13 protein-coding genes and 1 pseudogene are annotated in these 15,238 nt (G+C 64.0%); 7 read left to right on the forward strand and 7 right to left on the reverse strand.

The window, feature by feature from the left end:
• Positions 1-200 (reverse strand): annotated as a pseudogene (locus tag FJ980_RS09875) (glycine C-acetyltransferase); the annotation flags it as partial.
• A gap of 299 nt (positions 201-499) precedes the next feature.
• Between FJ980_RS09875 and FJ980_RS09880 the strand changes: the two are divergent.
• From FJ980_RS09880 to FJ980_RS09890, 3 genes are all read left to right on the forward strand, one after another.
• Positions 500-2,569 carry an EAL domain-containing protein gene (locus tag FJ980_RS09880; RefSeq protein ID WP_140542717.1) on the forward strand — a complete coding sequence of 690 codons (2,070 nt, stop codon included), beginning with the start codon at positions 500-502 and terminating at the stop codon, positions 2,567-2,569.
• A gap of 91 nt (positions 2,570-2,660) precedes the next feature.
• Positions 2,661-2,945 carry a hypothetical protein gene (locus FJ980_RS09885; RefSeq protein ID WP_140542718.1) on the forward strand — a complete coding sequence of 95 codons (285 nt, stop codon included), beginning with the start codon at positions 2,661-2,663 and terminating at the stop codon, positions 2,943-2,945.
• Between the two features lie 185 nt (positions 2,946-3,130).
• Entirely contained in the window at positions 3,131-3,862 is a 732-nt protein-coding gene (locus FJ980_RS09890) for a polysaccharide deacetylase family protein (RefSeq protein ID WP_140542719.1), read from the forward strand.
• On the opposite strand, the gene FJ980_RS09895 is transcribed toward FJ980_RS09890, so the two are convergent.
• The gene (locus FJ980_RS09895) at positions 3,853-4,290 is read right to left on the reverse strand and encodes a MarR family winged helix-turn-helix transcriptional regulator (RefSeq protein ID WP_140542720.1); all 438 of its coding nucleotides are present in this window, start codon (positions 4,288-4,290) and stop codon (positions 3,853-3,855) included. The two genes, FJ980_RS09890 and FJ980_RS09895, sit on opposite strands and share 10 nt — an antisense overlap.
• Positions 4,291-4,429: 139 nt before the next feature.
• Between FJ980_RS09895 and FJ980_RS09900 the strand changes: the two genes are divergently transcribed.
• On the forward strand, positions 4,430-4,837 hold the full coding sequence (locus FJ980_RS09900) for a hypothetical protein (RefSeq protein ID WP_140542721.1): 408 nt from the start codon (positions 4,430-4,432) through the stop codon (positions 4,835-4,837).
• 94 nt (positions 4,838-4,931) lie between these two features.
• Here the strand turns inward: FJ980_RS09900 and FJ980_RS09905 are convergent, their stop codons facing one another.
• Positions 4,932-6,977 (reverse strand): NADH:flavin oxidoreductase, encoded by a 2,046-nt coding sequence (locus FJ980_RS09905; RefSeq protein ID WP_140542722.1) that lies wholly within the window; start codon positions 6,975-6,977, stop codon positions 4,932-4,934.
• A 78-nt stretch (positions 6,978-7,055) separates the two neighbouring features.
• On the opposite strand from FJ980_RS09905, the gene queF reads away from it, so the two are divergent.
• On the forward strand, positions 7,056-7,517 hold the full coding sequence (queF, locus tag FJ980_RS09910) for a preQ(1) synthase (protein WP_126083116.1): 462 nt from the start codon (positions 7,056-7,058) through the stop codon (positions 7,515-7,517).
• 68 nt (positions 7,518-7,585) lie between these two features.
• On the opposite strand, the gene FJ980_RS09915 is transcribed toward queF, so the two are convergent.
• The 4 genes from FJ980_RS09915 to FJ980_RS09930 form a co-directional block, all read right to left on the reverse strand.
• Positions 7,586-8,194, reverse strand: a complete 609-nt coding sequence (locus FJ980_RS09915) for a hypothetical protein (RefSeq protein ID WP_246676378.1) — start codon at positions 8,192-8,194, stop codon at positions 7,586-7,588.
• 4 nt (positions 8,195-8,198) lie between these two features.
• On the reverse strand, positions 8,199-8,672 hold the full coding sequence (locus tag FJ980_RS09920) for a DUF3828 domain-containing protein (RefSeq protein WP_140542723.1): 474 nt from the start codon (positions 8,670-8,672) through the stop codon (positions 8,199-8,201).
• 92 nt (positions 8,673-8,764) lie between these two features.
• On the reverse strand, positions 8,765-10,414 hold the full coding sequence (locus FJ980_RS09925) for an ABC transporter substrate-binding protein (RefSeq protein WP_140542724.1): 1,650 nt from the start codon (positions 10,412-10,414) through the stop codon (positions 8,765-8,767).
• A 64-nt stretch (positions 10,415-10,478) separates the two neighbouring features.
• On the reverse strand, positions 10,479-12,029 hold the full coding sequence (locus tag FJ980_RS09930) for a trimethylamine methyltransferase family protein (protein ID WP_140542725.1): 1,551 nt from the start codon (positions 12,027-12,029) through the stop codon (positions 10,479-10,481).
• A gap of 89 nt (positions 12,030-12,118) precedes the next feature.
• Here FJ980_RS09930 and FJ980_RS09935 point away from each other — a divergent pair, with 89 nt between their 5' ends.
• Entirely contained in the window at positions 12,119-13,021 is a 903-nt protein-coding gene (locus tag FJ980_RS09935) for a LysR substrate-binding domain-containing protein (protein ID WP_140542726.1), read from the forward strand.
• 264 nt (positions 13,022-13,285) lie between these two features.
• A complete protein-coding gene (gene mutL / locus FJ980_RS09940) occupies positions 13,286-15,154 on the forward strand; it encodes a DNA mismatch repair endonuclease MutL (RefSeq protein ID WP_140542727.1) in 1,869 nt (622 codons plus the stop codon).
• The last annotated feature ends 84 nt before the right edge of the window (positions 15,155-15,238 follow it).

The following is a 15,238-nucleotide window of genomic DNA, read 5'->3' on the forward strand; positions in this document are numbered from 1 at the left end:
GCGTGCTTTGCCGCATCGCGCAAATCCGGGCTGTCGGCGAGGCCGAGATAGTTGTTGGCGCAGAAATTCAGCACCTTTTCGCCGCCGACCTCGATCTCGGCGGATTGCATCGAGGAGATCACCCGCTCGGACTTGTAGAGTCCGGCCGATTTCAGGCCTTGAAGCTCGCTGTCGATATGGGAAAGGAATGCTTTGCTCATGGTCCGGCCCTGTTCGGTTCGAGGCCGGACTGTCGCGCTACGGGCACGAAAAATCCATCGCAAAAGCGACCGCTTCGGTGGCGCTGCGAAAGCCCGGTCGCAATCCCTGCGATGGCGGGGCGGCAATACGATCAAAAAAACGGGGTGCGAGAAAGGACGTGATAACCATCTTGCAAGCATTGTCGAACCGCCATGACAGCCGCCGCTCCCCCTTGCCGACCTGTTAACCCTTTCAAGGCAAGCATTTACCCGCCACGAATCCTTGGCAGGAATCCGTCGACCGGAGGGGTCACCCAGTTATGTCGCAGCAGCCAGTGCAGAGCGTTTCACGCACGCTGATCCTGCTCATCAAGACCGGCTATTGGCTGGCGCTGACGATCATCGCCGCCATGGTGGTGGCGTCGTTCATTCTTCTGCAGCAGTTGATGGCGCAGCAGCAACATAACGACGCACTGCTCGACATCGTCTCGACGCAGAAGGCGCTGTCGCAGCGCATCGTCTTCCTGGCCAGCGCCACGGGTGCCGCCTCGCGCGACAAGCAGCCGGCGCTGGTGACCGCGCTCAAGCAGGCGACCGGCGAGTTCGAGACCAATTACGACCGGCTGCTCACCGAGACCGGCGCCGATCCGCTGTCGCCGGCGCGCAACGATCCCAAGTCGATCGAATACGTGCTGTTCAGCAAGCCGTTCCATCTCGACTATTTCTCCGTCGGCCTGGTGGCCAACGGAGAGCGACTGGCCTCGTCCTTCGGATCCCAACTCGGCATGCAAAGCGACGGCTACAAGGGCGGCACCGAGCGCGCCGGCCTCGACGCCTCCGTCGCCAATGCGACCTTGTCCGGCTATGCCGCGCTCGGCCAGCGCATCAGCGCCTTTGCCGACGAACGCTCCGGTCAATTGCTCAGCCTGCACCGCACGCTGTTCTTCGCCACCCTCGGCGTCATCGTGCTGGTCGCGCTGTTCATCTTCCGGCCGATGTCCAACGCCATCCTGCGCAAGACGCGCGAGCTGGTCGACGCGCGCAACTCGATGGCCTTCATCGCCGTGCATGACGGCCTGACCGGGCTGCACAATCGCACCTTCCTCACCGACCATTTCGAAACGCTGATCAAGGGCGCGCACCGCCGCCGCGAGCGCCTGGCGGTGATCCAGCTCGATCTCGACCGCTTCAAGCAGATCAATGACACGCTTGGCCATGCCGCCGGCGACTACGTGCTGGTGGTGACCGCGCAGCGCATGCGCGATTCCTGCCGCGCATCGGATCTGTGCGCGCGGCTCGGCGGCGACGAATTCGTCATGATCCTCAACGGCGCCGGCAGCACCGAGGACATCCATGCGCTGGCCAAGCGCATTCTCGGCGAGATCAACGAGCCGATCACGTTCCAGGGCACGACCATCATGCCCGGCGCCAGCGCCGGCATCGCAGTCTATCCGGTCGACGCCGACAACGCGCAGGACCTGCTCGTCCATGCCGATCTTGCACTCTATTCCGCCAAGAAGCTCGGCGGCGGCAACTTCTCCTTCTTCTCCGAGGAACTGCGCCGCGAGCTCGACTATCGCAAGCAGCTCGAACAGGACATCCGCACGGCGATCGCCAACAAGAGTTTTGAGGTCTATTTCCAGCCGCAGGTATCGCTTACCAGCGGCAAGATCAGCGGCATCGAGGCGCTGGTGCGCTGGAAGCACGCGACGCGCGGCATGATCTCGCCCGGCGAATTCATTCCCGTCGCCGAGAAATGCGGCTTCATGCCGGATATCGGCCGCATCGTCATCGCCAAGGCGATCGAGGAAGCTGCCGAATGGAACCGCGCCGGCATCGATTTCGGACGCCTCGCCGTCAACGTCTCGGGCACGGAGCTGCGCGAGCCCGATTTCGACGCCTTCCTGTTCGGCACGCTGGAGCGGGCCGGGCTGCCCCCACAGAAGCTGGCGCTGGAGATCGTGGAATCCGTCATCCTCGATGACGAGAAGACCGGGATCGCCGCGAAGCTGCGCCACATCCGCGCCGCCGGCGTGCATCTCGAGCTTGACGACTTCGGCACCGGCTATGCCTCGCTCAGCCACGTCAACCCCAATGAGATCGACCGGCTCAAGATCGACCGCCGCTTCGTCCAGAACATCAACGAGAACGGCGACAACTCCAAGATCGTACGCGCCATCACCGAGCTTGCGCGGGGGCTGGGCATCTCGATCGTCGCCGAGGGCGCCGAAACCGAGGCCGAGCTCGACTCGCTGATGGCGATCGGGTGCGACCAAGTGCAAGGCTATTCCATCGCCTTCCCGATGCCGCAGGACAAAGCGCGCGAATGGCTTTTGGCGCGCAGCCCGAAGAAGGCGAAGCTGAAGGTGCTGCACGGCAGCTTGGCTTGAGATGCACCGATATTCAGGCTTGCTTCACGTGCCTGAACGCTGTTGCGCCCAAGCCGGGTAGGCGTGATCCCCATAATAAGCGCCCAACTGAATGAATCTTCTTGTTCCACTGGTGTCGCTCGTTGGCCCAATTTATTTTGCCGCCCGGGGCTTTTCCCTTGAATTCGTCCTGGTATGGGCTGCGGTGTGGACCGGAGTTCGCTTTCTGGCCACTTGGAAGCAAGTTTTCGCAGTTCTCAACGAAGGCGACGAGTCGCCCTCGTGGTACCCTTTATTTGCTTTTGCCGGAGCTTTTGTCGCTACACTAGCGATGTTCGAAGCGGCTCATGTAGCAGTCTATTTCATGATCTGCAGGTTGATCCAAATTTCAAACTAAGACACCATTGCAGGCTTCCTGCGCATCCGGTCTCACATAACTTAACTACGCTCTACTTCTGGTTCTCGGACGCCGTGATTCTCGACTCGGTCTGGCCAGAATTTCAGGGCGCTTCGGCACGTCAGCAAGCTTGACAGACCGGTTCGAGCATGGCGGCTTGCTGGGATTGCCACCGGGTTTCACGGATGCGGCTCCTATTTCACCTGTTGCTGCTGCTTGTCGCATCGCCGGCAGTGGCCGCCGATCGCACCATTTACCTCACTTTCGACGACGGTCCGCTGAACGGCACCAGCAACATCCTCGACGTGCTGCAAGCCGAGCAGGTGCCGGCGACGCTGTTCATGGTCGGCATGCATGCCGAGGCGAACGCAACCAGCCGGGCGTTGCTGCAACGGGCAAAATCGACGCCGCTGGTGACGATCGGCAATCACAGCTACAGCCATGCCTACAATCACTACCGGCATTTTTACGGCGATACCGAAGGTGTTGTCGCCGATATGCTCAGGGCCAATGTCGTGCTCGGCCTCAAGCCGGCAGTGCATGCGCGGCTACCGGGACGCGACGTTTTCCGGCTGCCCAATTACTCGAAGGACGACAATTCGCTCGGGCTGGCGGAGGCGGGGCGCGAGGATCCGGACTACGAATTCGTCGCGGCCTCCGGCTTCTGGCTCTACGGCTGGGACCACGAATGGGTGCATGAAGACAGCGGCAAGCCGGTGCAGAGCGTCGACCATCTGGTCAGCGAGATCGACCATCTGTTCGGGTATGGCCATTTCGCCAAGCCGAACAAGCTGATCCTGCTCATGCATGACGAAATGTTCCAGGACGCTTTTGACGGCAAGGCGAAACTGACGGCGTTGATCGCGGCGCTCAAACTGCGCCACTACGCCTTCGGCGCGATCACGGGTTACGACTGAGGCAGCTCGGCGTTGCGCCTAAGCGCCGCAAGCACCTTGGTGAATTCGGCGAGCTTGTCATCGGGGATGCCAGCCCGCAGACGCTTGTCGAAGGCGACCGCCGCGAGGCGCAACTTTTCGAACAGCGCTTCGCCGGCCTCGGTCAGCGCCACTTGATGGACCCTGCGGTTTTCCGGATCGCGGCGGCGTGTCAGCAACCCTTGCGCCTCCATACCGTTGAGGTGATGGGTAAGCGTCGCGCCCTGGATACCGATCATGCCGGCAAGCTCGCGCTGGTTCGCCAGTTCCTTCGACTTGACCGACAGCAAAGTCACCCAGACCGGCAGCGTTCCGCCGGCCTCGACCATCGCGGCGTCGAAAGCCTGCGCCACCACTTTCGAGGTGCGAGCCAGAGTCATGCCGACGGGCGGACGGTCAAACGGTGTCATGACCTGACAGTAGAGCAAAGCGATTGGAACATGAAACCTGGCTTCATGATTGACATCTAACCGTTAGATATCTAACTTTGTCTTATTGATGGCGTCGACATGCTGCGACGCGCGGCGGGCGGCAGAGAGGAATGCGGTCATGCAATATGTCTATATCGTCACCATCGGTCTGCACGTCATGGCCGGCGTGTTCTGGGCCGGCACAACCATTGCGGTTGCACGCGATCCGGAGATCAAGGCGGAGCGCTTCATCCGACCGCAGCTCGGCGCCTCCGGCCTGGCGTTCCTGACCGGCATACTGCTTTGGTATTTCTTCCACGAGGGGGCTTTCGGCCCGATGGAGAAGGTGCTGGCGCTGGGCATTTTGACGGCGCTGGTCGCCGCCGGCGTGCAGGGCGCGCTTGTCGCCTCCGCCAGCAGACAGCTGGCCGGTGCCGATCAGGCGACGCAAACCCAGCTGCGGGCGAAGATGACCAGAGGCGAACGCATTGCCGGCGGGCTGCTGGTCATCACCGTGTTTTGCATGGCGTCTGCCAAGCTGTTTTGACATCGCACGGCCGGCAAACCGACCGGGCGCGGCGCGCAACGGACCAAAGCGGCAGGTGGCTCTCCTTGCAAAGGTCCGTTGCGCGTCACAACCCTCAGATCCTGATCCCGAACCGGATGCCGTCATAGATGGCGGCGTGGATGTTGCGCGAGGCGACCGCGTCGCCGATGCGAAACATCACGAAACCACCTTCGGCATTGCGAGCGGGGAAGATGTCGCCGCCGCTCACCAGCCGCTCATAATCGACGGCACCGCCATTCTTCGACAGGGGTTTGAGCGACAGATAAAGATCGTCGAGCGGCACGGTGCCGTGCTCGACCACCACCTGGTCGACGCGCCGCTCGCCGCGCCAGCCGTCGGCGAAGTCCGACGCCAGCTCGGCGACGAGCTGATTGCCCTCGCGCCGCACCGAGCGCAGGCGGGTGTTGATGGTGACGGTGACGCCCTTCTCGTGGAAGGCGCGCATATAGGGCACGTGGTTCATGCCGCCCATTTCCGGCGCGAAGAAGCGCTCGGGCGAAACCAGTTCCAGCTTCGAGCCGCTGTTGGCGATGAGCTCGGCGGCGCCCATGCCCTGATGGCCGCCATTGTCGTCGTAAAGCAGGACATTCTCGGTCGGCTTGACGCTCCCGGCCATGATGTCCCAGCTCGAGGTCACCAGATTGTCGCCGGCCGTCAGCGGCGGGTTCTGCGGCATCCCACCGGTCGCCACGATCACCACATCCGGCGCCAGCGCCAGCACATCGTCCTTCTCGGCCCAGGTGTCGTAGCGGATCTCGACACCAAGGCGGTCGAGCTCGGCCAATCGCCAGTCGATAATGCCGATCAGTTCCTTGCGGCGTGGATTCTGGGTTGCGAGCCTCACCTGGCCGCCTGCCTGGCTGGAGGCCTCGAGCACCGTCACCTGATGACCGCGTTCGGCCGCGACGCGGGCGGCCTCCAGACCGCCGGCGCCAGCGCCCACCACCACAACAATCTTCTTCGGTCCTTCGCTCTTCGCGATGATATGCGGAATGGTCGCCTCGCGGCCGGTCGCCGCATTGTGGACGCAAAGCGCCTCGCCGCCCTCATAGATGCGGTCGAGGCAATAGGTGGCGCCGACGCAAGGCCGGATCTCGTGCTCGCGACCCTCCATCACCTTCAGGACGATATGCGGATCGGCGATATGGGCGCGGGTCATGCCGACCATGTCGAGCTTGCCGGTGGCGATGGCGTGGCGGGCCGTGGCGACATCGGAAATGCGCGCCGCATGGAAGGTCGGGAACTTCGTCGCCGCCCTCACCTCGCCGGCGAAATCGAGATGCGGCGAGGACCGCATGCCGGCCACCGGGATGACCTTGGTCAGCGACGCATCGGTCTCGATCGTGCCGCGGATGATGTTGAGAAAATCGACCTTGCCGGATGAGGCCAAGCGCCTGGCGATCTCGACGCCAACTTCCTTCGAAATGCCCTTTTCGACGTCCTCGTCGGCGACCATGCGGATGCCGACGATGAATTCTTTACCGACCGCGGCGCGCACGGCGTCGAGCACCATGTCGGTGAAGCGCAGCCGGTTGTCGAGCGAGCCGCCGAACTCGTCGTCGCGATGGTTGGTGAGCGGCGACCAGAAGCCGTCCATCAGATGTCCGTAGGATTCGAACTCGATGCCGTCGAGCCCGGCTGCCTGGCAGCGCTGCGCGGCCGCGGCATAGTCGGCGACGATGCGCTCGATGTCCCACTCCTCGATGGTCTTCGGGAAGGCGCGATGCGCCGGCTCGCGCACCGGCGAGGCCGACAGCACCGGCAGCCAGTCGGCCTTGTTCCAGCCGGTGCGACGGCCGAGATGAGTGATCTGGATCATTACCTTGCAGTCATGTTCATGGCAGGCATCGGCGAGTTCGGCCAACCACGGCACGATCCTGTCGTCATAGACATGCAGGTTGCCGAAGGCGGCCGGGCTGTCGCGCGAGACGATCGCCGAGCCCGCCGTCATGGTAAGCGCCATGCCGCCCTTGGCTTTCTCGGCATGGTAGAGCCGGTAGCGCTCCTTCGGCATGCCGTCCTCGGAGTAGGCGGGCTCATGGCTGGTCGACATCACCCGGTTCTTCAGCGTCAGGTGCTTGAGCTGATAGGGTTGGAGAAGCGGGTCGTTGCTGGTCATCTTCTTCCTGCCATTTCAATTGTGTTAAGGAGCCGCCAAAAGCCGCGCCCGATTGGCTTGCGGCAGCAAGGAGCCACCATGACCGACGCCAAGAACCTCACCCAGCTCGGCAAGCACGTCGAGACGCCACAGAGCCCCGAACAGGCGGTCCTGGAGACCGTGCCGTTCCAGCGCGGCGACGGCCCGCCGGCGATCGTGCGCTTCACCTGCCCCGAATTCACCTCGCTGTGCCCGGTCACCGGCCAGCCCGACTTCGCCCACATCGTCATCGACTACGCGCCAGACCGGACGCTGGTGGAATCGAAGTCGCTGAAATTGTTCATGACCTCGTTCCGCAACCACGGCGCCTTCCATGAGGAGTGCACTGTGATGATCGGCCGCCGCATTGTGGAGGCGACCAAGCCGCTCTGGCTGCGCGTCGGCGGCTACTGGTTCCCGCGCGGCGGCATCCCGATCGACGTCTTCTGGCAGACCGGCGCGCCGCCCAAGGACGCCTGGCTGCCGGATACCGGCGTTGCGCCTTATCGCGGGCGCGGTTGAGATCTGCTGCGAAAGGCTGGCGAGACAGCGCGCGAAGGAACGCCAGCCCTGATCTTCAATAACCATTATCATTCGCACTGATATTGGCTGAGCGCCCATTCGCCGGTGACCGACAGAAGGTCGGAGACCTTCCAGGCGCCGCCGACCTTCTTCAGCTTCCATTCCAAGCGATGCTGATGGCCTTCGACGACGAAGGCGACGACCACCTTGGCCTCGTCGCCATTGACGGCTTCGATGGTGCGCAGGCTCCGGTCGATGGCGAGCTTGTCGTAATCTGCATTGTCGAGCGCCATGTTGGGGTCGAGGCACTCGCCCTGCCCCGAGACGCGTAGCGCATCGCTCTTGTCGAGCACGGTTTTCGCCGGATCGATGAAGTTCTTGCGCTGAGAAGGGTCGAGTTCCAGCCCGACATGTTCGTAGAACGGCTTCACCACCGCGGTCGGCGATCCGGGCAGGACAGGTGCGACGGGCGCCGGTTCGGCCGGCTTGCCTTCCGGCGCCGCGGCAGGCGGCGACTTGTCGACCGCTGGCGGCGAACTATTATCCGCTGGCGCTTTGTCGCCTGAAGACGCGTTCGGGGGCGGCGAGCCGAAGAGCGCCTGCGCCGAGGCTCCGCCATCCAGCCCCGCGGCCAGCATCGACAAGCTCGACAGCACGAGGACGAACCAGCGAAGCACGGCGTCACTCCGTCGAGGCGCCGCATTCCAGCGCGCTGAGCTTCCAGTCGCTGGTCTTTGAGGTGATATCGGCGATCTTCCACTTGCCGTCCACTTTCTTCAGCGACCACACCATTTCGCGTTTGGAGTCATCGCCTTCCGGAAAAAGATTGAAGCTTGCCGTCACCTCGGCGGTGTCGCCATTGACGGCCTCGGTGAGCTTCAGCGTCTTCGACAGGGTCTTCTGATCGAAGTCCTGGGCGTCGAGGCCGGGGTCGAAGTCGATGCAGGACACCTCGTCGGGCTTCTCCTTCTGCGCCTTGTCGTTGGCTTCGAACAGCTTGGTCACCGGCTCGGTGAAGCGGTCGCGGTATTTGGCGTCCGCCTCGAACCTCACTTCCGGCACATAGAAGAACTTCACAGTGTTGGAAGCCGGCCCGGCAAGCACGGCGCCGGGCAAGGCAATCGACATGGCAGCGGCAAGCACTATCGGCTTCATGCAGGATCTCCGAGGTTCGGTGCGTGGCGGCGAGATAGCCACCACGCATCCTGCATACCGGCTTTTTTGCGGCTCATGAAGTCCAGGCGCGCTCAGGCATCCAGCCAGACGTTCTGGAAGTCCATTTCGTAGGTCTGGTGCATCGAATAGTTCTTCACCTTCTTGTTCATGTGGCAGTAGAGCTTCTGCCAGAAGGGCTGGATGATGACGCCGGAATCCTGCAGGATCTGCTCGACATCCTTCATCACCTCTTTGCGCTTGGCGACGTCGATCTGCGACAGCGCCTCCTTGAGCTTGGCGTCGAACTCGGGGTTGGAATAGGCCGTCTCGTTCCAGGCCTCGCCGGTGCGGTAGCCGAGCGCCAGCACCTGTACGCCGAGCGGGCGCATGTACCAGATGGTCATCGAATAGGGATATTTCGTCCAGTCGTTCCAGAAGGTCGAGCCGGGCAGTACCGTGCGCTTCACCTTGATGCCGGCGTCGCGCAACTGGCCGGCAATCGCATCGCCGGTGTTCTTCTGCCATTCGTCCTCGACGGTGATCAGCTCATGCTCGAAATCGGCCTGGCCTGCCTCCGCCATCAGCTTCTTGGCGCCGGCGGCGTCGCGCTCCTTCTTGGGCAGCGGGTAGTATTCGGGATGAATCGGGGCGACATGATGGTTCTCGCCGACCGTGCCGCGGCCATTGTAGCCGAGCTGCATCACCTGGTTGTTGTCGACCGCCATCTGCAGCGCATTGCGCACCCGCTTGTCGTCATAGGGCTTGTGCGTGATGTTGGTGCGGGCGACCAGCGTGGTCGCCGTCGCGACCTCCGACTTCACCAGGTCCATCTTGTCGAGCGGGTCGATGAAATCGGCCGGCGTTTCGAAGTCGAGGTCGATCTCGCCGGAATCGAAGGCGTTGAGCGTGGCGTTGAAGTCGGTGCCGTAGTCGATGAATTCCACCCCGTCGAGCGGCGCTTCGCCGCCCCACCACTTGCCGTTCTCGCGGCGCTTGACGACCGCCTTCTGACCAACCGAATAGGACACCAGCTCGAAAGCTCCGGTGCCGATCGGCTTCTTGATCGGGTCGGCGCCGTCCTTGTCGAAGTCGCGGTGCACGACCAGGGCGGGATAGTCGGTGAGGCCGGGGATGATGGCGATGTCGGCTTCGTTGAGCTTCAGCTTGACCGTATGGTCGTCGACCTTGGTGATCGCGCCGTCCTTGGCCTTGCCGGTCTTGGCGTCGATCAACGCGCCGACACGAGCCGCCATGGAATTGCCGGAAGCGGCCTTCTCGCACCAGCGGTTCAGATTGAAAACCACGTCATCGGCGTTGAAGGCATCGCCATTGTTCCAGGTCACGCCCTTGCGCAGATGCAGCGTGTATTCGGTGGCGTCGTCATTGACGTCCCAGCTTTCAAGCAGCACCGGCTCGAAAGTGAACTGATGCGTGTAGCGCACCAGCGGCTCCAGCCACGTGCGGGTGACGTTCGCCATCTCAGTCCAGTCATAGGTGCGCGGATCCTTCTGCGCCTTGACGGACATCGCGACATGCAGCGTACCGCCCTTCTTGGGCTCGTCGGCTAGGGCCTTGGTCGGCGCGGCAAGGCCGAGCATGCCATAGGCGAAAGCCGTCGATGCGCCGAAGGCGCTTGCCAGGGCCAGGAATTCGCGCCGGTCGACACGACCCGCCCGCGCCTCCTCGGCCATCGCCTCGATAGCGGCCGGGACCCGGTCGCCATTGCTTCTGAAAAGTGTCATTCTCGTTCTCCCATTGATTTCTTCAGGTCTTCGCCCGGTTGGTTTCAACTGTCGTTGATATCCATCAACTAACGCTGTCCGGCAGCTTTTCCTCACGCCGCGCGATCAAATCCGCGAGACCCTCGGCAATGCCCTCGTCGAGTTTCGGCTCCTGGTAGTCGGCCAGCATGGCGCGCGCCTTTTCGCGGCCGCGCGTGTCATGATCCTTGGCGCCTTCGGCGCTCCACTGCTCGAAGGAATTGAAGTCCATGATGTTGGGCATGAAGAAGGCGCTCTCGAAATGCTCGAGCGTGTGCTGCGTGCCGAGGAAATGCCCTTGCGGACCGACCTCGCGGATTGCCGCCATCGCTTCCTTGAAATCGTCGAAGGGAACGCCGCCGGCATATTTGTACCAGCCGACGAGCTGCTCGCAGTCGGTGGCGAATTTCGAATAGCCGCAGGTGAGGCCCGCCTCCAGCCAGCCGGCGGAATGCCAGATGTAATTGGCGCCGGAAAGGATCGCGGCATGCATCAGCATGTTCGCCTCATAGCCGGCCTGGGCGTCGTTGAGCTTGGAGCCGACATGGAAGCCGGAGGTGCGCCACGGCAGCTTGTATTTTCTGGCCAGGGCGCCCATCAGATACATCATCTGCGCGGCTTCCGGCGTGCCGCCCATCGGCGCGCCGGTCTTCATGTCGACGGTGACCATGAACTGGCCGTAGAGCTGCGGCGAGCCGGGCCGGATGAGCTGGGTCAAAGCCACGCCGGCAAGCGCCTCGGCGTTGACCTGCGCCACCGCGCCGACGGCGGAGGCCGAGGTCGAGGCGCCGCATAGCGCGAAAGGCGCCAGGATCAGCGGCTGGTTGTGGCTCGCATAGACCCGCATGGCGTCGATCATGGTGGCGTCCCAGACCAGCGGCGAATTGCAGTTGGTGATCGCCACCAGCACAGGGTTGTCGCGCACGAAGTCCTCCCCGAAGACGATGCCAGCCATCGCCATCGTGTCCTCGGCGCGCTCCTTCGACGTCACGATGCCCATGAACGGCTTGTCGGAATGTTTCAGCGCCGAATGGATGATGTGGAGATGCCGCTTCGGCACCGCGATTTCCATCGGCTCGCAGATGACCGAGCTCGACGAATGCAGCGCCGGCGCCATGTAGGCCATCTTGTGGAAATTGTTGAGGTCGGCGAGCGTGCCGTAACGGCGCTTGTTGTCGAGGTCGCGGATATAGGGAGCGCCATACATCGGCACGAAGATCGAGTTCTTGCCGCCGACGCGCACGGTGCGCTCCGGATTGCGCGCGTTGAGCGTGAACTCAGGCGGAACTTTCGAGACGAGTTCCATCAAGAGCGCGCGGTCGATGCGGACGCGCGTTTGCCTGACATCGGCGCCGGCCGCTTTCCAGAGCTCTATCGCCCCGTCGTCGCGGAATTCGCAGCCCACCTCCTCGAGGATCTTGAGCGATTCCTCGTGGATCAGCTCCACCGCCTCGTCGGGCACGATCTCATAGGCGGGGATCTTGCGCACAAGGGTGGGGAAGGACGCGATCGGCGCGCTTCTCAGCGCCTTGCGGCCAAGACGGCCACCGCCGCGGCGGTGGGTCTGTTCGGTCAATTCAACGGCCGGTGCGTTCATGGAGGCTCCTTCTTCCCGCCACTCACGTTAGCGAGGCAAAATATGGCTGTGACGCTGGAAAATCCTGATCTTCTGTATAAGTTCACCTTATGCGAAGCCTGCGCCACCTCCTGCCCTCGGCCGGCAGCCTCATCGTCTTCGAAGCCGCCGGGCGGCTGTCGAGCTTCACCGCCGCTGGGCGCGAGCTCGGCATGACGCAGGCCGCCGTTTCCTATGCCGTGCGCGGGCTGGAGGAGCAGCTCGGCGCCAAGCTCTTCCAGCGGCGCCACCGCCAGGTGCTTCTGACGGAAGCCGGCGAGCGCTTCCATGCCGACGTCTCGCTCGGCCTGTCGCATATCCGCAAGTCGGCGGAGGACCTGCGCCTGCAGGCGACCGGCGGGCATGTGACGTTAGCCGCCTCGACCGCTTTCGGCTCGTTCTGGATGATGCCGCGCCTGCAGCAGTTCCGCGACGAGCTGCCGGGTATCGATCTGCGCATCCAGACCGCCGACCGCGACCTCGACATCATCGCCGAAGGGATTCCGCTCGGCGTGCGCGGCGGGGTGCCGCGCGACTGGCCGGACTACCACTCGCTGTCGCTCTCCGACGAGGAGATCTTGCCGGTCGCGGGGCCGAGCTACCTCGCCAAATTCGGCAAGCCGAAGACGGTCGAGGAACTGGCAACGCACCGGCTGATCCATCTCGAGGAACCCTATCGCGAGGCGCCGAACTGGGACGAATGGTTCGCGTCGGCCGGAACCAGCCTGCGCAATGCCGAGCGCGGCCTGCGCATCAACGATTATGCGCTGGTGATCCAGGCGGTGATGGAGGGACAAGGCATCTCGCTCGGATGGCGGCATCTGGTAGAGCGTCTGGTGGCATCAGGACTGCTGGTGCCGGTGACCGATCATGTCATGCGGACCGGCATCGGCTTCCACGTCATCTGGCCGAAGAACCGCGACCTCAGCGAGAATGCTCGCAGGGTCAGGGACTGGCTGGTGGCACAGGCTTAGATTTGCATTCGTTCGGCGATGCAGGCAACGCTGGAAGGACAGCGCCCCCCTCTGGCCTGCCGGCCATCTCCCCCACGAGGGGGAGATCAGATTTCGCGCCGACCTTAGCCAATCTCCAACGTTGCAAGGGAAGCGCCACCGGCGAAGCTGCCAATCTCCCCCCTCGTGGGGGACAGAGGGGGGCGCGAAGGATCGCGGCGTTAACTGTTGCCAACTTCATCGTGCCACTCCCCCACGCCGTCCGAATCCGGCTATAATCGCCTGATGCCCATCCGCCAGCTTTCCGAAACGATGATCAACCAGATCGCCGCCGGCGAGGTCATCGAGCGTCCGGCGAGCGTGGTGAAGGAACTGGTCGAGAATGCGCTCGACGCAGGAGCCTCGCGCGTCGAAATCGTCACGGCGGGTGGCGGACTGAACCTGATCCGCGTCACCGATGACGGCTCGGGCATTCCCGAACAGGAACTCGCTCTGGCGATAGCGCGCCACTGCACCTCAAAGCTTTCCGACAGCATCCACGACATCCGCTCGCTCGGCTTCCGCGGCGAGGCGCTGCCTTCGATCGGCTCGGTGGCGCGGCTGTCGATCCGCTCGCGCACGGCTGGCGGCGACAGCGCGGCCGAGATCGGCATCGACGGCGGGCGCGTCTCGGCGGTGAAGCCGGCGGCGGCAAACCGCGGCACCACGGTCGAGGTGCGCGACCTTTTCTTCGCCACGCCGGCCAGGCTGAAATTCATGAAGGGCGAGCGCGCCGAAAGCTCGGCCACCAGCGACGTGGTGAAGCGCATCGCCATCGCCTTTCCCGCTGTCCGCTTCACGCTTGCCGGTGCCGACCGCTCGACGCTGGAACTGCCGGCAACCAGCGACACGCCGGAGGGCCGGCTTGCCCGCGTCGCGCAAGTGATGGGCAAGGATTTCCCGGACAATGCCATTGCCATCGATGCCGCGCGGGAGGGAGTTCACCTTGCCGGCCACGTCTCGATCCCGTCCTACACGCGCGCCAATGCGCTGCAGCAATATGCCTATGTCAATGGACGGCCGGTGCGCGACAAGCTGATCGCCGGCGCGATTCGCGGCGCCTTCGCCGACGTGCTGCCGCGAGACCGGCACGCGGTGACGGTGCTCTTCCTGTCGCTCGATCCCTCGACGGTCGATGTCAATGTCCATCCCGCCAAGGCCGATGTGCGCTTCCGCGACCCCGGCCTGGTGCGCGGGCTGATCGTCGGCGCCATCCGCGAGGCGCTGGCCGGCGCCGGCATCCGCGCGGCGACGACGGGCGCCGCCGGCATGATGGCGGCATTCCGGCCGGGCGCGGCGCCCTACTCGCATCCCGGCCCGGCCAACGGCCATCGCAGCTACGAGGCCGCTTATCACGCTTCCGCCTCCGGAGGGTTCGACCCGTTGCGCTCGGCGCAGCGGCCGCTCGACATGGGCGAAGCACGAGCGCCACGAAACGGCTTCGCCGAGAACGAGCAGGCGGCCTTCGACACCGGGCCGCTCGCCAGCGCCGATGTCCGCGCCGGCATGGCCGAGCCGACTGAGGCGCTGCTCGGCACGGTGCTGGGCGCGGCGCGCGCGCAGGTGCATGAGAACTATATCGTCGCCCAGACGCGGGATTCGCTCGTCATCGTCGACCAGCATGCCGCGCATGAGCGGCTGGTCTACGAGGCGCTGAAGAATGCGCTGCATTCGCGCGCCGTGCCGTCGCAGATGCTGCTCTTGCCCGAGATCGTCGACCTGCCGGAAGAGGATGCCGAGCGACTGGCGATGCATTCCGAGACGCTCGCCAAATTCGGCCTGGGCCTCGAGCGCTTCGGTCCCGGTGCGGTGGCGGTGCGCGAGACGCCCTCGATGCTGGGCGAAACCAATGTGCAGCAGCTGGTGCGCGACCTCGCCGACGAGATCGCCGACAACGACACGGTCGAGACGCTGAAGGATCGACTGGACAGAATAGCCGCCACCATGGCCTGCCATGGCTCGGTGCGCTCGGGCCGGCTGCTCAAGGCCGAGGAGATGAACGCGCTGCTGCGGCAGATGGAGGCGACGCCCGGCTCCGGCACCTGCAACCATGGCCGCCCGACCTATATCGAGCTCAAGCTCGCCGATATCGAGCGGCTGTTCGGGAGGCGGTGAGCGTGCGCCAAGGCCCCTCACCCAGCCTCCGCTTCGCTCGGCTGACCTCTCCCCGGCGGGGAGAGGAGACTTTCGGCGCCGGCG

It is taken from the genome of Mesorhizobium sp. B1-1-5 (genome assembly GCF_006443065.1).
Taxonomy (GTDB): domain Bacteria; phylum Pseudomonadota; class Alphaproteobacteria; order Rhizobiales; family Rhizobiaceae; genus Mesorhizobium.